This is a genomic window from Oscillatoria nigro-viridis PCC 7112 (assembly GCF_000317475.1).
Lineage (GTDB): Bacteria > Cyanobacteriota > Cyanobacteriia > Cyanobacteriales > Microcoleaceae > Microcoleus > Microcoleus nigroviridis.
Genome location: NC_019729.1, coordinates 4,314,142 through 4,338,238, shown reverse-complemented (window position 1 = coordinate 4,338,238; position 24,097 = coordinate 4,314,142). Strand labels below are relative to the sequence as shown.

The 24,097-nt window shown below is 44.0% G+C and carries 18 protein-coding genes; 9 read left to right on the top strand and 9 right to left on the bottom strand.

Annotated elements, in window-relative coordinates; genetic code table 11:
• Window positions 1-17: 17 nt before the first annotated feature.
• The 6 genes from OSC7112_RS34600 (at window position 18) to OSC7112_RS18210 (ending at window position 8,149) form a co-directional block, all read left to right on the top strand.
• On the top strand, window positions 18-398 hold the full coding sequence (locus OSC7112_RS34600) for a hypothetical protein (RefSeq protein ID WP_051041524.1): 381 nt from the start codon (window positions 18-20) through the stop codon (window positions 396-398).
• A 396-nt stretch (window positions 399-794) separates the two neighbouring features.
• Window positions 795-1,391: a response regulator gene (locus OSC7112_RS18230; RefSeq protein WP_041622607.1), complete on the top strand. Its 597-nt coding sequence runs from the start codon at window positions 795-797 to the stop codon at window positions 1,389-1,391.
• Window positions 1,384-2,373: an ABC transporter substrate-binding protein gene (locus tag OSC7112_RS18225; RefSeq protein ID WP_015177281.1), complete on the top strand. Its 990-nt coding sequence runs from the start codon at window positions 1,384-1,386 to the stop codon at window positions 2,371-2,373. Before OSC7112_RS18230 ends, OSC7112_RS18225 begins: the two co-directional genes overlap by 8 nt.
• The gene (locus tag OSC7112_RS18220) at window positions 2,370-5,033 is read left to right on the top strand and encodes a hybrid sensor histidine kinase/response regulator (protein ID WP_015177280.1); all 2,664 of its coding nucleotides are present in this window, start codon (window positions 2,370-2,372) and stop codon (window positions 5,031-5,033) included. The genes OSC7112_RS18225 and OSC7112_RS18220 overlap by 4 nt, the downstream gene beginning before the upstream one ends.
• Window positions 5,023-6,720: a response regulator gene (locus tag OSC7112_RS39890; RefSeq protein ID WP_015177279.1), complete on the top strand. Its 1,698-nt coding sequence runs from the start codon at window positions 5,023-5,025 to the stop codon at window positions 6,718-6,720. The genes OSC7112_RS18220 and OSC7112_RS39890 overlap by 11 nt, the downstream gene beginning before the upstream one ends.
• 58 nt (window positions 6,721-6,778) lie before the next feature.
• A complete protein-coding gene (locus tag OSC7112_RS18210; RefSeq protein ID WP_015177278.1) occupies window positions 6,779-8,149 on the top strand; it encodes a diguanylate cyclase domain-containing protein in 1,371 nt (456 codons plus the stop codon).
• A gap of 307 nt (window positions 8,150-8,456) precedes the next feature.
• Here OSC7112_RS18210 and OSC7112_RS18205 read toward each other — a convergent pair whose 3' ends face one another.
• From OSC7112_RS18205 to OSC7112_RS18185, 5 genes are all read right to left on the bottom strand, one after another.
• The gene (locus tag OSC7112_RS18205) at window positions 8,457-10,100 is read right to left on the bottom strand and encodes a mucoidy inhibitor MuiA family protein (protein ID WP_015177277.1); all 1,644 of its coding nucleotides are present in this window, start codon (window positions 10,098-10,100) and stop codon (window positions 8,457-8,459) included.
• Between the two features lie 63 nt (window positions 10,101-10,163).
• Window positions 10,164-10,763 carry a Uma2 family endonuclease gene (locus tag OSC7112_RS18200; protein WP_015177276.1) on the bottom strand — a complete coding sequence of 200 codons (600 nt, stop codon included), beginning with the start codon at window positions 10,761-10,763 and terminating at the stop codon, window positions 10,164-10,166.
• 113 nt (window positions 10,764-10,876) lie between these two features.
• Complete coding sequence (locus OSC7112_RS18195) at window positions 10,877-11,767, bottom strand: methylenetetrahydrofolate reductase (protein WP_015177275.1); 891 nt, start codon at window positions 11,765-11,767, stop codon at window positions 10,877-10,879.
• 124 nt (window positions 11,768-11,891) lie between these two features.
• Window positions 11,892-12,902, bottom strand: coding sequence for a tryptophan--tRNA ligase (gene trpS, locus OSC7112_RS18190; RefSeq protein WP_015177274.1), 1,011 nt, complete (start codon window positions 12,900-12,902; stop codon window positions 11,892-11,894).
• A 134-nt stretch (window positions 12,903-13,036) separates the two neighbouring features.
• Complete coding sequence (locus tag OSC7112_RS18185; RefSeq protein WP_015177273.1) at window positions 13,037-14,152, bottom strand: HlyD family secretion protein; 1,116 nt, start codon at window positions 14,150-14,152, stop codon at window positions 13,037-13,039.
• Window positions 14,153-14,489: 337 nt separating this feature from the next.
• Between OSC7112_RS18185 and OSC7112_RS18180 the strand changes: the two genes are divergently transcribed.
• From OSC7112_RS18180 to OSC7112_RS18170, 3 genes are all read left to right on the top strand, one after another.
• On the top strand, window positions 14,490-14,681 hold the full coding sequence (locus OSC7112_RS18180; protein ID WP_015177271.1) for a hypothetical protein: 192 nt from the start codon (window positions 14,490-14,492) through the stop codon (window positions 14,679-14,681).
• A 170-nt stretch (window positions 14,682-14,851) separates the two neighbouring features.
• Window positions 14,852-15,046: a hypothetical protein gene (locus OSC7112_RS18175; protein WP_015177270.1), complete on the top strand. Its 195-nt coding sequence runs from the start codon at window positions 14,852-14,854 to the stop codon at window positions 15,044-15,046.
• A 145-nt stretch (window positions 15,047-15,191) separates the two neighbouring features.
• A complete protein-coding gene (locus OSC7112_RS18170) occupies window positions 15,192-15,380 on the top strand; it encodes a hypothetical protein (protein WP_041623246.1) in 189 nt (62 codons plus the stop codon).
• Window positions 15,381-15,775: 395 nt separating this feature from the next.
• Here the strand turns inward: OSC7112_RS18170 and OSC7112_RS18165 are convergent, their stop codons facing one another.
• The 4 genes from OSC7112_RS18165 to OSC7112_RS18150 form a co-directional block, all read right to left on the bottom strand.
• A complete protein-coding gene (locus OSC7112_RS18165) occupies window positions 15,776-16,573 on the bottom strand; it encodes a DUF5829 family protein (protein WP_015177268.1) in 798 nt (265 codons plus the stop codon).
• A 456-nt stretch (window positions 16,574-17,029) separates the two neighbouring features.
• Window positions 17,030-20,908: a PatA/PatG family cyanobactin maturation protease gene (locus tag OSC7112_RS18160; protein ID WP_015177267.1), complete on the bottom strand. Its 3,879-nt coding sequence runs from the start codon at window positions 20,906-20,908 to the stop codon at window positions 17,030-17,032.
• Window positions 20,909-21,100: 192 nt separating this feature from the next.
• A complete protein-coding gene (locus tag OSC7112_RS18155; RefSeq protein ID WP_015177266.1) occupies window positions 21,101-22,063 on the bottom strand; it encodes a LynF/TruF/PatF family peptide O-prenyltransferase in 963 nt (320 codons plus the stop codon).
• A gap of 87 nt (window positions 22,064-22,150) precedes the next feature.
• Complete coding sequence (locus tag OSC7112_RS18150; RefSeq protein ID WP_041622606.1) at window positions 22,151-23,854, bottom strand: DUF5838 family protein; 1,704 nt, start codon at window positions 23,852-23,854, stop codon at window positions 22,151-22,153.
• Window positions 23,855-24,097 lie beyond the last annotated feature (243 nt).

Genomic DNA, 24,097 nt, shown 5'->3' with positions numbered 1-24,097 from the left:
CTACTGTCAGAATTTTGATGGCAGGAGATTCGGTACTCGATGGGAATAATACCACGGATCGGATACAAACTATTACAGAATTGTTGGCAGCGCGTTGGTTGGGCCTCAAAAAGCAGGTTCAGGTGCTGAATGCTGCTGCGGGCTTTTGGGGAATTGGCAATCAATTGGGATATATTTGCAAGTTTCGCACTTTTGGAAGCGATGCTGTGATATTGCAAATTGGTACTCGCGATTTGCTACAACCTCCAAGTAGCAGCGCGGGGTTGAAAAATAACCATCTGATGCCGAATCGCCAACCGTTATTGGCAATGCAAGAAGTGTTTGACAGATATGTTATGCTCCGATTTTCCAGTGTTTTTGTGCCGAATTCCCCTGTGGCTGGTGTGTTTATGAAGTAGGAACACGGCTGTGCCGTGTCCCTACGGGAATCGAACGATAGGCGGGTGTACTTTATAAACGTAGAATCTGCTGTATATTTTATGCGATCGTCTGTAAGGAAACGGTATTGCCCTTTCCCTAGCCGGATCGGCGAATTTGAATAATTGGTAGAAAATTTAATTGTGTAGCAATATCCGATCGAAATTGATATTAAATATCTAAACTCATGACCGAGAATTTCAAAGGTGGTACCCGCCACGCGATCGATCCGTGGAATCAATCGAAAGCATCTAAAATCTAAAATCCTCAATCCCCCGAATTTGTCTCGCGCAAGTCAATCCAAAATCCTTGCATCTAAAATCTAAAATCGAATTACTCTTTTAGTCTCAATTTTATCGGCACTTGCTGCAAGTTGGTTGCACTTAACCGACGTAAATCCTGCGGCGCAGACTGCCGATGGAAAACCCGGTTTCTGCATCCACGACTATATTTTACGTTGTTTTAACTGGATCTATTTAGCTGCCGAAAGATGGGATGGAGATCGGGATGTCTGTGATGGCTGCGAAGCGACAAAATACATTAAATCTACCACTAAAGGCAATGCTACGGCTGTAATCGCGTTAACGGCGAGTGTGTTGGAAGAAGAAAAGGCGATCGTGCTTTCGGCTGGATGTGATGACTTTGTTCGCAAACCCTTCGTTGAACACACCATTTTTGAGGCAGTAGCCAAGCATTTGGGAGTCAAATATATCTATGCAGAAACAATATCTCCTGTCTTGGACGATACAGAAACACGCCCCTTGACATCGGCAGATTTAACCTGTATGACTCAAGAATGGATCGGTCAACTCTACGCAGCAGCACTTGAGGCAAATACTCACCTCGTGTTACAAGTCGTAGGAGAAATTCCCAAAACAGAAACTCGTTTGATAAAATCATTGACCAAACTTGCACGTGAATTTAAGTTTGAGCAGATTCTTGATTTAGTAGAACCCCCGATCAACAATGTCTAAACTACTCAGATACGTTAGTATTTTTCTCATTATCTCCTGTCTGCTATTTGCTTGCCATGCTCCAAGACAAACCGAATTAAAACGCCCTCCCTTGAAAGTAGGATTTACCATTTTTGTTGGCTATAATCCAGTTATTATTGCCCAAAAAAAAGGATTTTTCAAAGCGCAAGGAGTAGACGTGGAAATAATTTATATAAATTACAGCCAATTGCAACAAGCAGATTTCAGTGCCGGGAAGTATGATGGTGGTGGATTTGCCTTGGGAGGTTTTATGAGCTTGAGTGCCACAAATCCCGATATGCAAACTGTCATGGTTGTAGATGAAACCACAGGCGCAGATGTGGTAGTCGCACAATCAAAAATTAAAACCTTAGCTGACTTGAAAGGGAAAAATGTGAGCGCAAATCTAGGCGCATTTAGTGAAGTTTTTGTCACTGAGATGTTAAAAACTGGTAACTTAACGAAGGAAGATGTAAATCTAGTTAAATTCGACGCTTACGAATTTCCCCAACGCTTTAAAAGCAATGAAATCCAAGCAGGACACACTTGGGAACCCTATCTTTCTGAAGCCATAAAATTAGGAGGTCACATCCTATTTACCAGCAAACAAACTCCTGGCTTGATTTTAGATGTGGTTGCCTTTCGCGGTGAAGTAATCCGCGATCGTCCTGAAGATATTCGTGCATTTATTCGAGCATGGCTGCAAGCCGTCACCTACTGGGAAGCAAATGTTGAGGAAGGAAACGCTATCATTAGTAAAACATTAAATATTCCTAGCAATACACTATCTCTAGAGGGCATAAACCTCACTAATCTTGAGGAAAATAAGAAATTTTTCGATCCTGCCAGCAGTCAGTCTATATACAAAAAAGCTAAGATATATACAGACTTTTTTATTCGCTCTGGCGACGTTACACGCATTCCAGATATCAAAACTTTGTTTAATTCATCTTTCTTATATTCTTCTAATGTACACCCATGAATCACTCACTTTTAAACAGTATCCGTACCAAGTTAATCGTATCATTTCTCATGGTGGCTCTCATCCCTTTACTGTTGTTAGCTTATCTGAACAAACAGACAACAGAACAGGCACTAACTGACAACGCACGACAAGCTCTATCTGCGGCAGCCAAGGAAACTGTTAACAGAATAGATGCGTTTATTGATGCTAATCTCAATGCCGTGCGCGTAGAAGCGATTTTACCAGGTTTATCTGCTTACCTCGGCCAAACGGTCGAACAGCGAAAGGATAGTCCTGAAAAGCGGTTAGCGACAGAAACATTAATCCGTCTCAGTCGTAAAGATATGCTCAATATTATCTCTTACGCTTTGCTAGATATAAACGGACGGAATGTTTTAGATACTAATACACGGGATATTGGTCGAGATGAATCCAGTCAAAATTACTGGAGAGAACCGCTGCAAACTCAGCTACCTTTTGTCTCTAGTATGAAGCGATCGCCAAAAAATCCAGATCTAATTCAACTATTTTTTAGTAGTCCTGTTCGCAATGCAAAGGGAAAGATATTAGGGATATTACGGGTATCCTACAATGCCACAGTTGTTCAGCAATTAGTAACTCGACAAACTGAGCGAGCCGGGGCAGAATTTTCAGCAATTCTTTTAGATGAAAATTATATTTACCTGGCCCATAGTATAACACCTAAACTGCTTTTTAAATCCATTGTTTCTCTGTCGTCTGATGTCGCAACTAAACTCCAAAGCGAAGGGCGTTTATCGAAGGGTTTGACTAAAGAAACTGCTACAAATTTACCCAAAATCAAGCAAGCATTAGATACCAAACAATCATCTTTAATAGCATCCTTAACAGAGAATAATAATCAGGCAAATTTGATCGCGATAGCTCGTTTACAATATAAACCTTGGTCTGTGCTTTTCGCACAACCGCTAGCTGTTGCTCTAGCGCCTGTGGAAAAGCAAATTAGTGATGCACTATTCCTATTTACACTAATCGCTGGAGTAGTAACAATCATCGCCGTTGCCATTGGGCAACTACTGACTAAGCCATTGATTTATCTCGCTAATATCGTGACTGAGTTTACTGCGGGCAACTTAAATATCCGGGTTAAGATTCACTCAAAAGATGAAACAGCTCAACTGGCACGAGCTTTTAATAATATGGCAGGACAGTTACAAACATCTTTTGAAACTTTGGAACAACGGGTAGAGGAACGAACAGCAGAGTTAGTCATTGCCAAAGAAAAAGCCGAAGTAGCCAATCAAGCCAAAAGTACATTTATTGCCAATATGAGCCACGAATTGCGATCGCCCCTCAATGCTATTCTCGGCTTTTCGCAGTTGATGGTACGGGCCACAAATATGCCCCCAGAACAATACGAGAATGCCGGAATTATCTATCGCAGCGGTGATTATCTATTAACGCTAATTAATAATGTACTCGATTTATCAAAAATCGAAGCAGGTAAAACCACCCTTAATCTTACAGACTTTGACCTACATATCTTGCTGAATGATTTAGAAGATATGCTGCATCTGCGGGCTAATAATGCCGGATTGAAGTTGGTATTCCAGCGAACCGAAAATGTTCCGCGCTATATCTGTACCGATCAAGTAAAACTGCGTCAGGTTTTAATTAATTTACTCAGCAATGCCATCAAATTTACTTCCGAGGGTCAAATAACTTTGAATGTCTTTCTGGGAGAACAAGAAACCACAGATGTTTTTAATTTGCATTTCCGTATTCGCGATACTGGGGTAGGTATTGCAGCAGCAGAACTGCCCAAACTATTTGATGCCTTTAGTCAAGCTCAAGCTGGAAAAGATCTGGAGGAAGGAACGGGTTTAGGTTTAGCAATCAGCCGGAAATTTGTGCAATTGATGGGTGGAGATATTTCTGTAGAAAGCGAATTAGGAAAAGGTACAACTTTCCAATTGTATATTCAGACCAAATTGGGTCAAGAAACAAACAGCAAGAGTACGGGAGAATATTCAAGAGTGCTGGGACTGGTGCCCGGTCAACTTAGCTACAAAATTCTCACAGTCGATGATAAATCTATTAATCGACAATTACTAATTAAGTTGTTGAGTCCCTTGGGATTTGAGGTGAAAGAAGCCAGTAACGGACAAGAGGCGATCGCCATTTGGGATGAATGGGAACCGCACCTAATCTGGATGGATATGAGGATGCCAGTTATGGATGGCTACGAAGCGACAAAATACATTAAATCTACCACTAAAGGCAATGCTACGGCTGTAATCGCGTTAACGGCGAGTGTGTTGGAAGAAGAAAAGGCGATCGTGCTTTCGGCTGGATGTGATGACTTTGTTCGCAAACCCTTCGTTGAACACACCATTTTTGAGGCACTAGCCAAGCATTTGGGAGTCAAATATATCTATGCAGAAACAATATCTCCTGTCTTGGACGATACAGAAACACGCCCCTTGACATCGGCAGATTTAACCTGTATGACTCAAGAATGGATCGGTCAACTCTACGCAGCGGCACTTGAGGCAAATACTCACCTCGTGTTACAAATTGTAGGAGAAATTCCCAAAACAGAAACTCGTTTGATAAAATCATTGACCAAACTTGCACGTGAATTTAAGTTTGAGCAGATTCTTGATTTAGTAGAACCCCGGAGTGGCAATGAATCTTAATTATAAAATTGAAAATAAAGGTAATATTTTAATTGTAGATGACCTGCCAGAAAATCTACAATTACTAAGCGATGCGCTCCTCAAACTCGGCTACACTGTTCGCAGCGTTACCAGTGGGCGGATGGCACTGAAAACGGTGAAGGTAAAGCGACCAGATGTGATTCTTTTAGATGTTAAGATGCCGGAAATGGATGGTTATCAAGTCTGTAGAACTCTCAAAGCGAATGCAGATTTTAGCCAGATTCCAGTAATTTTCATTAGTGCTTTAGATGATGTCTTCGACAAAGTAACCGCCTTTGAGTCAGGGGCTATAGACTACATCACCAAACCATTTCAAATCGAAGAAGTAGTGGCGCGTCTGGAAAATCAGTTAACCATTCAACGCCAGCAACAGCTTCTGGAACAAGAAAACATTAAGCGCCGGGAAGCAGAAGAGGTTCTTTATCAATCGAGGGCTTTACTGGCTAGTGTTTTGAATAGTTCCCTTGATGGTATTGCCGCAATGCAGGCTGTTCGTAACACCGAAACAGGCGAGATTGAGGATTTTCGGTGTTTAGTCGTCAACCCCCAGATTTCTAGAGCTTTTAACAGTAGGAATGAAGAGATGATTGGCAAATTGGTACTAAAAAAGTTTTTGACTAATATCGATCCAGAACTATTTAATTGCTTCGTTAATATTGTCGAAACGGGGGAATCTTTAGAACAGGATTTTTACTATGAATCAGGAAAATCTTGCTGGTTTCACTTCGTAGCAGTCAAGCTAGGAGATGGTTTTTCCGTTACTATCCGTGATATTACCGCCCGCAAACAAGCCGAATTTGAATTACAACAACAAGCTAAAAATTTAGAACTTACTCTGCGCGAACTAAAGCGCACCCAAGCTCAACTCATCCAGAGTGAGAAAATGTCTTCTATTGGGAATCTGGTTGCAGGGGTAGCCCATGAAATTAACAATCCGGTGAATTTTATTCACGCCAATCTGATTCCTGCTACTGAATATTTCAAAGATTTACTGTATTTGGTAAAACTATATCAACAACACTTTCCCGATCCCCCGATACAAATTAAAGTAGAAAGTGAGGCTATTAACCTAGATTTTATGCAAGAAGACTTGCTCAAACTTCTGAATTCTATGCGGCTAGGAACCGATCGCATTCAGCGAATAGTTTTGTCCTTGCGGAATTTCTCCCATCACGATGAGGCTGAATACAAACGAGTGGATATTCATCAAGGTATCGACAGTACGCTGATGCTCCTCCAAAATCGCCTGAAAGCCACAGCAGAACATCCAGAAATTATCGTGATTAAAGATTATGCTCAGTTGCCCAGAATTCAGTGTTATTCTGGTCAACTAAATCAGGTATTTATGAATCTTCTGGATAACGCTATTGATTCTATTTACACCCAATGTATCGGCGCTCAAGGACAAATAAAAATTAAAACTATTTTTGTGAATAAAAATCAAATATTAATTAAAATATCCGATAATGGTGTAGGAATCTCTGAGGAATTACATTCACAATTATTCGATCCATTTTTTACTACTAAACCCGTGGGGAAAGGTACGGGACTAGGACTGTTTATCTGTCACAAAATTGTTGTAGAGCAACATGGTGGCAATTTATATTGTAACTCGGATTTCGGAAAAGGAGCCGAATTTGTAGTTGAAATTCCCATTGCCAAATAATTGTGGATTGAGGATGCTGAACAAGCACTTAAAACTAACTAATTAAAATTGATAAAATATGAATAATGATTGTCAAGTAGAAAATAAAGGTAATATTTTAATTGTAGATGACCTGCCAGAAAATCTACAATTACTAAGCGATGCGCTCCTCAAACTCGGCTACACTGTTCGCAGCGTTACCAGTGGGCGGATGGCACTGAAAACGGTGAAGGTAAAGCGACCAGATGTGATTCTTTTAGATGTTAAGATGCCGGAAATGGATGGTTATCAAGTCTGTAGAACTCTCAAAGCGGATGCAGATTTTAGCCACATTCCAGTAATTTTCATTAGTGCTTTAGATGATGTCTTCGACAAATTAACCGCCTTTGATTCAGGGGCTATAGACTACATCACCAAACCATTTCAAATCGAAGAAGTAGTGGCGCGTCTGGAAAATCAGTTAACCATTCAACGCCAGCAACAGCTTCTGGAACAAGAAAACATTAAGCGCCGGGAAGCAGAAGAGGTTCTTTATCAATCGAGGGCTTTACTTGCTAGTGTTTTGAATAGTTCCCTTGATGGTATTGCCGCAATGCAGGCTGTTCGCAACCCCGAAACAGGGGAGATTGAGGATTTTCGGTGTTTAGTCGTCAACCCCGTGATTGCTAGAGCTTTTAAAAGCAGTCGTGAAGAGATGATTGGCAAATTGGTACTAAAAAAGTTTTTGACTAATATCGATCCAAAACTATTTAATTGCTTCGTTAATATTGTCGAGACGGGGGAATCTTTAGAAAAGGATTTTTACTATGAATCAGGAAAATCTTGCTGGTTTCACTTCGTAGCAGTCAAGCTAGGAGATGGTTTTTCCGTTACTATCCGTGATATTACCGCCCGCAAACAAATAGAATTGGCTCTCCAAGATGCCAATCAAAAATTAAAAGAACTGGCAAATCTAGATGGTTTGACTCAGGTGGCTAACCGTCGCTGTTTCAACAATCGCCTTCAAAGTGAATGGCAACGCCTAGCGCCAGAAAAGCAGCCACTTTCTCTAATTTTATTTGACCTTGATAAATTCAAATCCTACAACGACTACTACGGTCATCTGGCTGGGGATGATTGCTTAATTAGAATAGGGCAAACATTACAAAAAGTAGTCCGTCGTCCCACCGATTTAGCAGCGCGTTACGGTGGAGAAGAATTTGTGGTACTTCTGGCGAATACGGATTTAAAAGGAGGGATTCAGGTGGCACAAAACATTCAGCAAGGAATTCACGATCTGGCGATTTCCCATGCAGAGTCTGACGTGAAGGAGATCGTCACAGTCAGTTTGGGTATTGCCTCACTCATACCCACCTTGGAAGTTCAACCAGATACACTGATAGCCTGTGCAGACAAAGCTTTGTACGATGCTAAACAACAGGGGCGCGATCGCTGGAGTACAAATTGTTGAAAAATCGGGGCGTTTTTTTGAGGAAGGGGGAATTATACCGTTAGACAAGACTTTTCGCCAGTTGTAATTCATCCTGGTTTTTTTGTTGATAGTCAGATCGTCAAATTTTTGATAAGTAATACCAATTGGAAATAGTCTTGCTACAATTATCCATCTTATACAAATTATCTTTGATTTGCACAACCCCCCGCCGGACACGGCAGTGCCGTTTCCCTACAGATGCTCCTCTCTAATTGATATGTATCAATATTTTTCATGATTAGTATAAGCTGTAGCTAGCGTTACAGATTAAGAGTGTAAATCCTAATTAAATATCTAAACCCGTGACTGCTAAATCAGGAGGATGTTCGACAACAAACTGATAATATAACTCTTGCTTTGCTTGCGGCGGCAGAGACATTATCCATTCCAGCAGTCCCATTTCACCTGCTACTATCTTCGGATTAGTGAGAGTCGATCGCACTTTAATTTGCTCGTTGCGGCTGACTGGCAATTGCTCTTTTAGTGTCAGGTGTACCTGTACCTGATGCAAGTTTGTCACATTTAAGCGATAAGCGTAACTCGTCCGCCTCTGCTGACCGATCAGTTTTTTATCTACTTGTCTTTCTACTAATTCCCGCTCTATTTTTAGCCCTTCATCTATTCCTAAATTCAGTTTATATTCTTCACCAGGCGAAACATTTTCTAGCTGGACACTGCCGACAAAAGTGTTGTCGCGAAAGATATTTGCTTTACCGGGAAGCAGAGTGGCGCCTGTCAGCGGATTCCCAACAACTGCTTGCAAATAGGCAAAACTGACTAATCGCGGGACTGCTATATATTCAGGTTTAAACGGATAATTTTCGCTAAAAATCGTCACTTTGTGCGGTGTACCGTCGCTGGGAATCTTGGTATTTCCCCCTACTTGAAATGAGACGGTGCCGCCTTCTCTGGATACTTGTGCGGTAGCAGTTTGAGCTGCCATGAGTTGGGGGGCGGCACAAGTAACTGGTTCATTTTCTTCAAACTCGAAGTTTCTATCATCTAGTGCTATTTCTGCTTCCGCAGGCTGTCGGCTGCGGCTCATCTTAAATTCTCGGGTTTGAGTATATCTTGGGTAAACAATATCGATAAACCAGGGTTCGAGTTTTGGGGGCAAAGTTCCCATTCCGGGTTTTGCTGTAGATAAAGTCAGCGCTACTCCAGTCCAATCTTCGCCTGTATTTTGATTGACTTCGGCTAGGTAATTGAGATTAATTTGGTTGTTGGTAGTGTTGACTCGCAAGTCGTAAAGGGGAGTCCAACGGGCTCGCATGACTACATAGGAAACTTCTAGTTCAAAACTGCCGCTGCCGCTGGGTTCTAGGGCGACAATGATGTTAAAAGTTTGCTGGGAATGGGGAGTTTGTACTTGCCACAACTGCTGGCGCAAAGCTTCTATTTGCTTGTCTAATTCGCGCTGCTGTCTTTCGTATTGAGCGATCGCACTTACGTATTTTAGGTAATTGGTTCCTAAAAAGTTCAGCAATTCACCAGTTTCGTTTAAACCTACCTGCTGTTTGGCGATGCTGCTGGAAAAGAAACCGACGCTTTTTTCGCTCAAACCTTCCACAAATTTGAGCTGAATTTTTCGGGCGGTTATTTTGTCGTTAATTGCCCGTTTTTGAGTTTCTAATTCTTGGATTTGTTGGGTTAATTCGGCAGTGCGATCGCCCACTGGTTCGCTGCTAAACACTGTTTCGGTTCGCACTCCCAGCAATCGCACTGCAACTGTACCCGCACCGGTGGCCCTGACTGACTCTGTTTCGAGGGTTGCGGGTACAGAGGCGATCGCCAATTCTCGTTCGTTTCCCGTCAGAGATACCGTACCGCGCCGCGTCACCAAAGCGCGATCGGTGTAAACTGTAACTTCTGATATGCTAGTATCTAGTGTTTTGATGGTATCAGAATTAAGGATTTCTGAGTCAGTCATTGCCAGTTGCTCCTATTTAATAACCGTTTAGTCGATCGAGCATTGTTCAAAGTAGTTTATCGATCAATTTTCCCGATCGCCCATTCCTCTAGAAAACTCTTCAAGCGCATCCAAAGGCGAAGCAAACAAAATGCAGCGTTTGAGCAAAGACAAGTCTAACTCCGGCAGTATTTCGCTGCTAGCAATGCGATCGTAACCTTCCTCTCGCAGATGGTAAAGCTCTAAAGTGCCATCTTCCCAAAACCAGACTTCCGGTACTCCCATCAGTCGGTATTTCTGAAGTTTAATCGGACTACCGCTAGTGATAACAATTTCAATACATAAATCTGGAACATCTTTAATAGTTCCGAAACAATAAGACAAATCTGCCTGATACTCGACTTGCTCTTCGACAATCTGACTGTAAGTACCGCTGGGAAAAAATACAATTCTTCTGAGCAAAAAATACTGTCCCATTAGCAAGCCCATCAAACACCTAATCGCTTCATGCAACCTTCCAGTACCCACAATTTCTAAAACTCCATCACAATAAAATAAGCGTACATTCGGTACGTCTTCAAAGCCAGCTTGAATTGCCTTGAATTGATGCCATGTCAAACCGCGCCAAGTGAAACGCTGTTCGGCGGCAGGAGAAGTTGTTGGATTGTCTATAGTTTGAACCATGACTGTCCTGTTGATGTTCAAAAGGGTAGCGCGGCGGTGGGCGGGTTTACGAGTTTGCGAAATCGTTAGTTTTAGGAATAGATAGTGGGTAAAACCCGCCCCTACGTATAATCTTAGCTCAGCGGCTCGATTCCTGCCAAATCCAAAATTTGAGGAATTAAATCTTCTCGCTTCACAGCCATCATGTGAACTCCTTGACAAATCTGCCGCGCTAGCTTGACTTGTTCTGCCGCAATTTTTATGCCTTCCTGCAGTGGTTCTGGAGCTTTAGCCAAACGGTCGATCGTCTCTTGCGGAATGTGAACTCCCGGCACGTATTTTTTAATAAATTCAGCATTTTTAGCTGATTTAAACAGAAAGATTCCTGCTAAAATTGGTTTGTTGCAGCCCGCTGCAACGTGGTGCATAAACTTATCCAAAACTTCAAAATCTGTAATTAATTGACTTTGAAAAAACTGTGCTCCAGCCTCTACTTTTTTCTCAAATCGACTTTGCAAACCAGACCAACTGGGGCATTGCGGATCGACGGCAGCACCGACAAATAAATCGGTAACTCCGTCTGTTAAAGGTTTGTCATTCCAGTCTTGACCGCCGTTCATTTTTTGAATAACTTGCAACAGCCGAACTGATTCCAAATCGAATACACTTTTTGCTTTAGGATGGTCGCCCGCTTTGACGGGATCGCCTGTAAGTGCTAATACATTGCGAATGCCTAAAGCGTGGGCTCCCATGAGATCGGCTTGCAGGCCAATTTGATTGCGATCGCGACAAGCAACTTGACAAATTGGCTCAATTCCGTGCTGCACTAAAATCGCCGAAACTGCTAGGGGGCACATTCGCAACACTGCGCGACTCCCGTCGGTGATATTAATGGCGTGCACTCTGTTTTTGAGGCGTTGGGCCATTTGAATTGTGTGAGTTATGTCGCCACCTTTTGGCGGGGCAACTTCGGCGGTAATTATAAATTCTCCGGGGGTGGTGCAGGCTGTGCGAAAACGGTTCATGATTATTTGTCTGTTATTGGTTATTTGTTATTTTACAGTTGACAGTTGACAGTTGGGAGTTGTTAGCGGGCAGTTGGCAGTTGTTATTCTTAACCAGTAACCAATAACAACTCACAACTAACAACTAAACAGGTAAAGAATAACCGAAAGCTGTCTTAACCTTAGTTAGAGTTGGATTAGCAATAGCTTCTGCTTGTTCTCTTCCCCGACGCAGTACAGACTCTAAATATCCCGGATCGTCCATTATTTCCTTGTATTTATCCTGAATTGGTTTGAGGGCATTAATTGTTGTCTCTGTCAGCAAGGGTTTAAAATCTCCCCAACCCATGTTTTCACACTCGGCTGCTACTTCTTCCTTAGATTTGCCGGAAAGCAGGAGATAAAGTGTCAGCAAATTTCTAGCTTCGGGGCGATCGGGGTCGTCAAAAGTCAAACCCCGCACGGCATCTGTTTTGCAGCGCTTGATTTTTTTGGCGATCGTATCTGGCGAATCCAATAAATTAATTCGACTTTGTTCGGAAGGGTCAGATTTCGACATTTTGCGCGTGCCGTCAGTCAAACTCATCACCCTCGCACCGTCAGTCCGAATTAACGGTTCGGGAAGTTTCAAAACTGGCTTTTCGGGTGTACCGAATTGGTGATTTAATCTAATGACAATATCGCGGGTGAGTTCCAAATGCTGTTTTTGGTCTTCTCCCACTGGCACTTTGTCGGCATCGTAAAGCAAAATGTCTGCTGCCATCAACACGGGATAATTTAGCAAGCCTGCGTTGACATTTTCGCCTTGTTTAACTGCTTTTTCTTTAAACTGAATCATATCTTCGAGCCAGTTAATCGGCGTAATGCAGTTGAGCAGCCATGCTAGTTCTGTGTGCGCCGAGACGTGGGATTGCACGAAAATAGTAGAATATTCTAAATCGATGCCGCAAGCTAAATACAGTGCGGCGATCGTGTAAGTGTCGGAGGCTAGAGTTGCTGGATTGTGCGGTGCGGTAATTGCGTGCAAATCGACTACGCAGAAATAATTTTCGTACTGACTTTGACCTTCTACCCAGTTGCGAATGGCACCGAGATAATTGCCGAGGTGAAGATTGCCGGTTGGCTGAACTCCAGAAAGAACGCGCTGTTTGCCCATGAGGAAAGAATAGAATTGAACTCACATTTCTATATTGACACGTTATTTCAATTTCAGAGCCTCTAATTTTCTGGCGGTTGACTGTTGGCGGTTGACTGTTGACTGTTGACTGCTGACTGCTGACTGCTGACTCATTACCAATCTGTCAGCAACCTTGCTTTCCGCAAAACAAATGTCAGAACAGTTTCTTGACCGGTAATAATATCGGCTCTGCCCTCCATTCCCGATTGAATCGAATACTGGCGGGGAACATTAGCCTGGGAGTTTCCGAAGAATTGGCCGTTGGCGGATTTGAGTTTTGTTAAATAAGTTTGTTCGGGCTTAATGGCTACTTCGTAATAAGCTGTACCTAAATTATTAGCGGGATTTTGAGGCGCGATCGCATCTGGGGCGATTTCGCTGACAGTTCCTTTTAATGTGCCGTAATCGGGGAAAGGCAAAGCCGAAATCCTGATCTGTACGGGTTGGCCGATTTGGATGCGGGCGATATCTTGGGATGCCACCTTGGCTTTGACTACCAGGGGTACGTCGCTGGGGACGATTTGGGCGATCGCGCTGCCGGCTTGTACGGTTTGACCGGTATTTTGTACTTCCAATCTGAGAATTGTACCATCCGCGGGCGTGCGGATCACGCTATTTTCGAGTTTTAACTCAATTTGATTGAGTTCTTTTTTAGCTTGAATTAATTGTTGTTGAATGGACGATTGCTTGACTAGCAAAACCCGCCGACTTCTGCCCAGTCTTTCGGCGACATCCGGTAGCGAGGTGGCGAATTTTACTAAAGCAGATTCGATTAATTCCTGTTGGGCGGAACTTCCACTTTGGCTCGTTTTAAATTGGGCGCTGGCCAAAATTTGATTTTCTAAGTCGCGCAGTTGCTGGTTGATTTGCTGTGCTGCTGTTTGAGACTGATTAATTGTTTCTTCTAACTGTTTTTTTTGAGCGCCCAAACGCGAAGCGTCTACAACTGCGATCGCATCTCCTTCTTTTACTGTCTGATTCTCGCTGACAGCAATGCTTTCGACGGTTCCTTCGGTTGCTGCTTGCACGACGCGCACTTCTCCGGCGGGACGGACGATCGCGTCTGCTTTGACTGTAGCGCTGTATTTGGTGACGCTAGCGAGGGCGATCGCCCCGCCAAAGGTCGCCACCATCAAAATGCCCCCCAAAGTCGTCCAGCGGCTGACAGGGGGCAAAAACTGGTCGTTATCAAAGGTTTCAGCGGGTGTGGTTTCGGGAGTGAGAGACATGGCGGCTGGGGGAGAGGGGAATAGTTTGGAGTTTGGAGTTTTGAGTTGGGGGAGAGGCAGAGATCGCTGATTTGTTTTGTCACCTTTACTCTCACCTTTCCGGAAAACAAGAATAGGTTTAGAAGTCTAAATCAAAATTCACAGGGTAAAGGTAAAAATCCGCACAGCTTTGCCGTTCCCACGCACAAACTTCGCCAAATATCAAGAGGAGTGAAGCCAGAGGGCCACTGTGATGAAAAAAATACGGCGTTTCCGCCATGAGTTTTGGCACTGTTACCGGGTTTTTCCTGTATGCGTAGGTAGTAAGTAAGTACATAGGTATTAAGAGGAGTTATTTATGTCAGAAAATCAACAAGGTTCACTCTTCATCGAACTCACCGATCGAGAATCTGCTACTGTCAGCGGTGGCAGCATTACCAGCGGTAACAGCAGCAGCGATGACCTGAATATGCTGTTTTTCCTGCCGCCGAACCAGCTTTATCTGTACGATCCCAACAGCCACCGCCCTTACAAAACCCTAGTGGTTTAGATAGCTGAGTCAGGTTATGCGATCGGAATGAATTTGGAAAATATCTCGGTAATATTCCGGAACTCGCACAGCACTTCAAGAACTATTAGTTAGTAATTACACGAGGCTATATACAATTTAGAAAACTTATAGTTCTCGTTCCCTCTTGTCAAATTAAATGGAGTCAAATCATGCAAGAAACTAAGGAAAACTCACTGTTTGCTGAACTCACCCCTGAAGAATCAGCTAGCGTCAACGGCGGTTACTATTATGCCAATAATCGCTACGACGATGACTGCGATCGCAATCAACGGCGCAGTTGGGTCGTGTACCGCCGGAATTGCGACGGTTCATACAGAAGAGTAGTCCGCTACGCTTACTACTAAAGTTTAGGGCTGTCAATTCAGCTCTCTAACTGTAGATCGAGAAAGCACCCATAATTTTATGGTGCTTTATTTAAGCGAGGCTGTTGAAAATTCAGATCATTTCTCGTTTATGTTATTTTTTTTTCACCTTGAAAGGAGTCAAATCATGCAAGAAACTAAAGAAAATTCACTGTTTGCTGAACTCACTCCTGAAGAATCAGCTAGCGTCAACGGCGGTCACTATTATGCCAATAATCGCTACAACTGTCACCGTCAGCGCCGCCGCAGTTGGGTAGTGTACCGCCGGAATTGCGACGGTTCCTTCAGAAGAGTAGTCCGCTACGCTTACTACTAAAGTTTAGGGCTGTCAATTCAGCTCTCTAACTCTTGATTGAGAAGCACCCATAACTTTATGGGTGCTTTGTTATATCCATTGCGTCAGTCATACAGCATAAATTTCAGAACTTTCGGGGTCTGCTGAAATTTTACTGAATTAGGGTTTGCAAGTTTTAAAACATCTTTCAAATCCTGATATTTTTGAGATTTTTGAGTCTACCTAACTAATAAGCTGAAAGCGAATTAATCTCGATCGGCACTAATCTATAAACCGAGAACAGCTATTGATATCAAATCCGGTAGCATTGGAATTAATATTAACCACTGTCCTCTATCTTTGCTATGTACCTCACTTACCTAAAAATGCTGTATCATAAGTCTAAGAAAGCCTTAATTTTTAACTTATTGCTTCAGTTATCCAAACTCCCAAATTGCCAGCTCTCCACCCACATTTAACCGTGCATTATCAGCGAAAGTGAACTTTATTTCCTGATGAATTTGAGCCTTCATCGTGCAAAAAACCTTGCGAATTCGATAACTTGGAGCAACTTTCTGAGATACTTGTAAAGTAAAACCATCAGAACGATAGGTAGTAATATCTCCTACGCAAGATGAGTCACAGCCAAAGACTCGAAGTAGTAATGCTAGTTCCTCGTGTTCCGCTAAAGTCAATTCAAGATGAACTTCTGAAATGTCGTCAAATAAAGAAGTTTCGGAAGTAGCAAGGTTTTTCAGATAAGCAGCACGGTCAAAGCAACCAGCACTGGTAAGCTTGATGTTTTTATAGTCTAAATAATTCTGATGAAATTCCATCAACCACGCATTGAAGGGTTCTGTCTCAGATTTGAGCGCCAAATAATGAAACCAGGGCACTTTTCTATCTTCGGTTTGACGAACTTGCAAACCATAAAACGTTTCTTGGGCTACTAAGGATTTTAGCTTTTCATCTACAATATCAATCTGTCCTGCTTGTTTACTATTGAAACCTATACCCGAAAAACCTTCCATAAACCCTTCCACACCCCCAGGAGCAAAAAGCTCAATATAGCTATGTTTTCCCCTGAGATAAGTTCCCGCCCAACTCTCTTTATCAGTTTCTACGGTATCTCTGGATATTGTGCAGAATTCTTGGCTGATGAACTCTGATTTGGCGATCGACTCTAGCGTTTCTGTGTCGAGAGTAACATATAAATGGTTAAATTCTATTCCCATGTTTTTACTGATTGAGCCTTAGTAATACAAATTGTGGTTGTGGAACAGACAAGATGCCTGTTCATAAAAACTCTTTAACTTAAGTCGCGCAAAGGTATTAGGATTATTCATAAAATTACGAGTACATTGAACTGAGATATGGCACCATTCTCAACAACAGGCAAGATGCCTGTTCCACAAAGAGTGAGTTTTCTTGTGGGTTGGGCGTCCCGCCCGCCCATGAAAGGCTAATTGAGAATGGTGCAATATCTCAGTTGAAGGAAATTCTCGAATTGCCCAGAAGGTCACGCCATACCGACTCTTGTGGCGTGAGTCCGTCACCAGTGCGTTCAACTGATATCTTGCACCATTATCAACTACCTGTTTAGGAACGGGCAAGATGCCCGTTCCACAAAACTCAATTTTATTGTGGAACGGGCATCTTGCCCGTTCTTAACAATGGTGCAAGATGTGCGTTCAACTCTCTTTACTAGGGAGTGACCAGCTTCTCACCTGACCCAAAGTCACCGGCATCAGAAGCACCACATCAAGGGTAAAGCGGAATACCTTGCGCCCCCGACGAGTATTGTCTGGGTCGTAGAAGACAAGCTTGACATCCCAACAGTCACTGTTGATGCGACAGAACGGGCTTTTTTCCACGTTAATGGTGTCGAGTTGACGACGATCGACGATCGCCCGAGCAAAGGTCACAGCGGCTTGGAAGATGTTGGTGGCGGCGAAGTTGAGGGCGCGATCGCGCGAAGTCTGCCCCACATTGCGAAGATCGTTGTAGACTCGGTTGAGGAAGGCTGTCAGAGCCTGTCGCACGAGGGGTTCTTGGGCTTCGTCCACCTGACGGGAGATTGCCGCCATCGCCGAGTTCACCAGGGTATTGACTTTCCAGCCGTACATTCCCCGCACGTTAGGTACCGTCACTACAGGCACAACCTCACCGGAGAAAAGTTCTACCGTGCGCTTGGTGCGTCGGGCGGGTATGCTGATCCGTTCTACAAATTCATCGCTCGCTTCTGGCTCGAGTTGCCCCGCCAACATCAGCACAAACATCTCGTAGACATCCCCATCTTTTGACTCTAGGGCATATATCGTGTCTCCATCGAGGCTCAAGGTCCAGATCAGGGAACGGCTTTCATCTGGATGGCGATCGAGGTGTTCGACCATCTGACGAGGATCGTGGGGGTCTGGCGGAACCATAATGCCGTTGACTTCGGCGGGAGCCATCTGTTGTTGGAAAGTGTCGCGGCGGGTTTCATCCCCAAAGTCGTAGCCGATCGTCCCTAGGGCGTAAACGTTGCCAGAGAAGGCGGTGCTGGCTTCGACAGTGCCTGTGTCTGCGGGAGTCGCGGCGGCTGTGACGGGTTCCTCGGTTAGTGTGGCAGGGGTGGCGGGTTGCAGGGCTGGGCTGACGGCAGTGTCTGTCATAGCCGCTGCGATGCTTGCCGGGGCAGCCGTAGCGGTAGCCATGGCATAGCCTCCCCGTTCCGTGCGGGTCACTCGATCGCCCGCGAAGGAAATGGTGAAGGAGGGTCGCCCAAACAGCAGCTTCATTGCGCCGCCGATATTGACAAAGCCGCGCAGACAGCGTTCCGGTTCTTCTACAACCTTTGGGTCGCAGGGAATTGCGGTTTTGAGCAGTGCCGTTCGGACGGCTTCAGCATCGACGGGTTTGCCCTCTTGCAGTTGCAAACTCATCAGCAGCGCGGCGATTCCGGTGACGATAGGGGCGGCTCCACTGGTTCCCGTTCTGAGTCTGGGTTTCTCGGTTGCCAGTTGCGCTCCCCAAATGTCGTCACCCGGAGCCATAATCCCCTCTTCGGTATAATTGCCTCCCCAGTTACTGTAGTGGGCGGGTGGACTGCCTAGATCCATTGCTCCTACAGGCAGGGTTCCTGGCAATACACCGGGCAGACACCAGTATTCACCCAAACCGTTACCCGCAGGCCCAACAATCAGAATGTTGTTATCTAGGCACTTCTGTACGGCTTTAGCGAATAGCTCTTCCCCTTCGCCAGTTTTGGTAGGATGGCAGATCCCGCAGTGGATGATATTTGCCCCCAAATCGAGAGCTTGCTCAAAGGCACGAGCTAGGTTCAAGGGAGAGATATATTCTTCTGCTATGCCACTGGTAAGCGACAGATTAATCAGGCGACAGTGGGGAGCAATACCCGCAGAAGGAGTGTTCTCTTGACCCACAATGATGCTGGTGACGTGGCAAGTATGGTCATCAACTTTAAGACGTTGGATGAGCGTTTCTGGAAAAGCCGCTTTGAGTGATTCTTCTTTCTCCTTTTTCGTGCGATCGCTATCCTCAATTGCTCGGAAAGTCGCGTACTCTTCTGAGGAAATCGGCTCTGGAGTGTCCTCCCAGTAGGGAAAGACTTTAGAAATTTCAGCGCTCTGGAAACAGGACAGGGAGTGGTCGGGGTTCCCCTCAATAACCACAATAGTGATACGGGGGTCGCCGAGAGTTTGATTGCGAAGGTGAGCGAGTCCAGGGATGCGATCGTCGAGGTCGTGGGGGTGAAGTGCTGCCGAGAGTGGGGTTGCAGAACTTTCAACCCCACTGGCTGAAATAGCCGCAGATTCAGTTTCATTCACTACAACATCCGATTCCACTTCACTCTCGGAAGCCTCTGAGTCCATGACTTGAGTCGTCGTCTGGGATACAGATTCAGCCTCACTCACCGAAACCGCTACCTCTGTTGTCTCCACCGATTCTGTAGCTTGGGTTGAGGAACGAAACCCAACATCTAGTTCAGATGTAGGTTGAGTTGAGGAACGAAACCCAACCTCAGCAGGCTCAGGTTCCGCCTCACCCCTATCCGATTCAACCGTACTCTCCGAGGCTGCTAACTCCGCAGGCTCATCTGAGAGATTGATTTCTTGAACTGACTCAACCCCACTGGCTTGCACATCACGCTTCGGCAGCGAGCCCAACATGAACTCACCCACCGCCGACTCTTCCACATAGTCCAGACCTGCGGCTTGCCCAAAACCATCGCTATCCCCACTGCCCAACGCGCAGGGAGCCAGACCCATATTAGTTGCCACTAAATAAAGATTTTGTTGCAACGCTCCGACGTGTTTGAGCACTAACGAATAGGCCACAGAGCGATACTTGCGGAACAGTCGTCCAAACCGCGCTGTAATCACGAGAAGGACTTGCGGTTGGGGTTTGTAATAAATATATGGTTGCAAAGCAAAAACATCTTCCGATTCAGCAATCCTTTCCAATTGATGGTTTAGTGAATCGTAGTGATACAAGCCTGCATCCAACACTCGACAACGCCGCACCACTGGATAAATCTCCAGTTCATACATTGCCCCGCCGCCAGGATATGGCCGACTACCTAACTCGCCATATTCAATCGCCGCATCAAAACCGAGTATTTGCCGCCAATTTTCACCAAACCACTCCTCCGTTTGAAGAATCTCTTTGACACGGGCTGTACGATAAAGCAGTTCGCTGAGTTGTTCTATGGTGATTGGATTTGTTTCATCGTATTCTCGAATCGATTTCCGCGTTTCAATTGCTTGGGTGAGTGTAGCATCATTACACTTTAACGCTCCTAAGTTCGGACGCGGCAGTGGGACAATTTGGTGGCTCATAGGCGATTTCACCACCGGAAAATCAGACCACTGCTTAATGTTAATATCTTGTGGTGGATAGTCATGGCGACCCAAGCGGCTGCGGCTGTGGAACAGCAAGTTATGAAATTCCCAAAGCTGGAGCGAGGGAGGTTCAGGGTCAGCAGTCAGAAAGCCTGCTGCCCACAACAAATTGAGGAACTGATAGGCGGTTTCTGGCCCCAGGTAGGGCGGTGGCGTTAGTGTTGCTAAGGATTGCGGCTGGGCAAGTTGAGCCAGGATCGCACTTGCTCGCCAATCGAGGAGTTTAATCCGAAACTTTGAGAGAGGGGACTCCAGCACCATTGCGCCCTCGTGGGAATGCTGATAGGCAAAGCGGGAGAGAGTGAGGTGCGTTTGTGTCCAATAGGGTTCGGTCAGATTCAGCTCGGCAGAGTCCACCATCGGGATTGCCACTGCCAGCGGCAACACAGCGTAACTTAACCAACCTCGCTCATCCAATTGTTGTAGCATCCGCCCGAACTGTTCCCCGGCTGCCCGACCATCGAGTTCGGCTAACCCTTGCACCAGTGAGTCGGGGGTGGTGTTGCCTGCCTTGAGACGATCGAGAGCCATACCAATTCCGGGCGTTGTAGCCATAGTGAGCAAAGCGGTCGGATCGGATTCTGCCGAGCGCAGGGTGTAATGGTCTTCGGTGCTTGTCACTTGCACAAAAGGATTGAGGGAAACAGCGAAGGGATGATAGCTCATGGCGACGGATAATGGATAATGATGATTGGGCAAGTCAGTCGATGGCAGTAGCGATTGGTGAAATTATCAGAAATGAAATTTTATTTGATGTGGAAAAATTCGAGTGATGTAATATCAAAACTTATGATTTTTTTGAAACTGTTGAACGATTGCTTAATACGCTATCACTTTCTCAGTTTTCCTCTCTAACAGTTAAAACATCATAGGTAAGCGTAGTATATCTAAATCTGTTTGACATGTATCACTTTGGTTATAGAAAAAACTATAATTATTTAATCTATTACTTTCTAATTCTTGCGCTCTGGCACTTACACCAGTATATGTAATGCAATCCTGACTTTGACAAAAATCATAAATTTTATCGCCCAAACTATTAAATGCAAAATATTTTAGTATGTCTTTGATATCAAAAAAGTGAAAATGGAAGAGTGGGTCTATCTTTTGCTTAGAAAAACTCACCGCGCTAAAATCTGAAACATTAAACATATAATTTACTTTGTGTGAGTAATATTTTCTTATGTAGGCAGTGAGATCTCTTCCCAAATTTCCTTGATGGTTGTGTTTTTGTCCTGCAGAACCCGCCCATATTTCTATGTTACTCCGGCCATCCAAGAAAAGATTAAATCCTATCACAACAACATCTCGGAGCAAAACTTGTGTCAACTCAGCCGAATATATAGCACCATCAAGTGCGAGCGCTGTCATCACTAAATCTTCGTTCGATTGCCCAGGATGGATGTGCATGTATATCTTAATCACAGAATCCTGAAGTGTTGGGCGTAAGTCAATGCCGATAGTGTTATTTTCGATTTTGCTAGAGCCTATATATAGTGCTGAAAACCGCTCGAGCAAATTCCGATTAATTTTTACATCTATTCTACGTTCAATTTTGTCTAAAAAACTTGCTGCATCAATCAGCGATCTAGGCCAAGTATGTCCATAGTTAGCAACTTGAAAGTCTCCTGCAAATAAGCGATCGCCTTCAACATTACAACTAGGCTCAACACCACACGAGCCTTCTATTTTAAAAACAGCTTCTTCATACAGAGGCAGTAAAAAGCTATAAGGTACATCAAAAGCATCTCGATGAGTCCGTATAAATCTCAGACGCTGCTCTCGTAGATAATTGTGTGAAAATACAGAAGTTATCGGCATAATCGTATTTTATTCTCAAACAGTTTGTAAGTATCAAAACCCAACTAGCTGCACTCATTGAGAGTCAAGGCTATTTTATATTCATCTTTATTTCATTCTGCTTACAAAGTCATTCATGTGATAGTACATTTTTACTCTTTGGATTGAATCAGTATAAAACTCTGATTCAGGAATACCAAGATATAAATCGTGAAAGACTCGATTTCGATACTGAGCATGGACTTGGCTAACCATTTGATTTTTCAGATAGTCAACCGCATTGTTGGGAGATTTAAATTTATTGAAATAGAGAACATCACTTTTGTTCTCATTGCTAATACCGATTTGAACGCATCTACTCTCATGGAGGAGTGGAAGTGCTTTTGCAGGTAGTCTCGAAGTTAAATACGCTTGGACATCTGGTCGCTGAAGATCGGCAGCGTAGAAGGTAGGATAAACTTCTACAGCAGCTCGATTATCAAAGAAAAAGTCAAATCCTACCAATAACATCCCGTTAATTATTAAATTTTCCCAGTCGCGCTGTTCTCCGCAAAGCGATATTGCAGTTGCTATTTTTTCTGGATAATCTTTGATGGTCAAATACAACTTGATCCGCGAATTTATGAGTTCTGGACGAACATCAATAGCAAAAATCACCATATCTACTTTGGACGGGTCTAGACCTGTAGCTAAAAACTGCTTAAGCAATCGGCGATCGATCTGAATTTCTGGACGTTCTTCTACACGATGGGAGAAATAGAGAAAATGTTCGATATCTAGTAATTTAATTCCAGGATCGGAAACATGAACTTCACATAAATATGAAAAACGAGCGGGATAAAGACGATCTTTATCTATATTGCAGCAACAGGAAATAGACCCTCCTTTGCCTATTCGTTGATTTCCGACAAGTCCCTCAAACAAATTCAATAAATAGGAATTTTCCATATCAAAAATTTGCTTATGCTGCTCGATATAACGCAAATTTTCCTGATGGCGATTTTGAGCATGATTGTAGGTCAAACCAGAAGGTCGTATCGAGCTTTTAGCTTTGACTATCGTCGGTTTTACTGCTTTAATATCAGCAAAAAGTAGAGGTAAATAGGGGTGCATTAAGTTTGCAGCAGTCAGACGTAAAGCGAGTGCAGGCATCTTAACAGTTTGGTTTTCATCGTATTCAATGGCTTGAAAACCTGCCTGCTGGACAAACTCAACCAAGTTTTTAAGAGGAATAACATAACTACCTTGTAATTCTTGCCGATTAATTTCATCAAGCGCTCGTTGCTCTAGTGGCGAGAGGGGCGGCTCTTTAACAAAAAGACCCGTAATGTATAGGGTTCCCCCCGGACGAAGGACGCGCTTGACTTCCGCAAGGACTTGGGGTAATTGATTAGAATATTTGATGCTGTCGTTGAAAAATACCACATCAAAGACTTCGTTTGGAAAAGGTGGAGAATGAAAATCACCTACTTGCACTCGTACCCGATCGACCAAGTTGGTTTGAGCAATCCGAGTTTGGGCTTCTGCTGCTTCCACTTCAGAAATCGTTAGACCCTCAATCCGCGTCCCAGGAAACGATTGGGCGATGTGGATAGCTGGAATTCCAGCTCCACAACCCGCATCAAATATATAGTTTCCAGGCTGTATCCCCATGCGAGCTGCTAAACCAAGATTGTGCGATCTCGCTACTGCATCAGGAACCATTCGACTGAAGTTGATGGAGTGATTGTTATAAAAAGTACGAACTTTTTCGACTTCAGGTGTCTGGTTCAAATGAGTAGTAACACTAGAGCTAATGTAATTATTTGACATGGTGTTCTCTGGGGATAACTTGCGGAAAGATAAAATCTGAATGGCTGGGTTGTGAGTTTGAATACATCTTGTTGAATTAAAGAAGACGAGGCAGATGAAGGAAGGTAAGACTTGAGAGAAAGTCGGCTTTCCAAGCATCCTTAGCCTCGTCTTTAGCCTCAAGACTAGCGTTCTTTAGTTCCTATAGTTAGGACAGTGAACTGCCATTTTCCCAAATGTGGACTAGCCTTAAGATGCAATCTG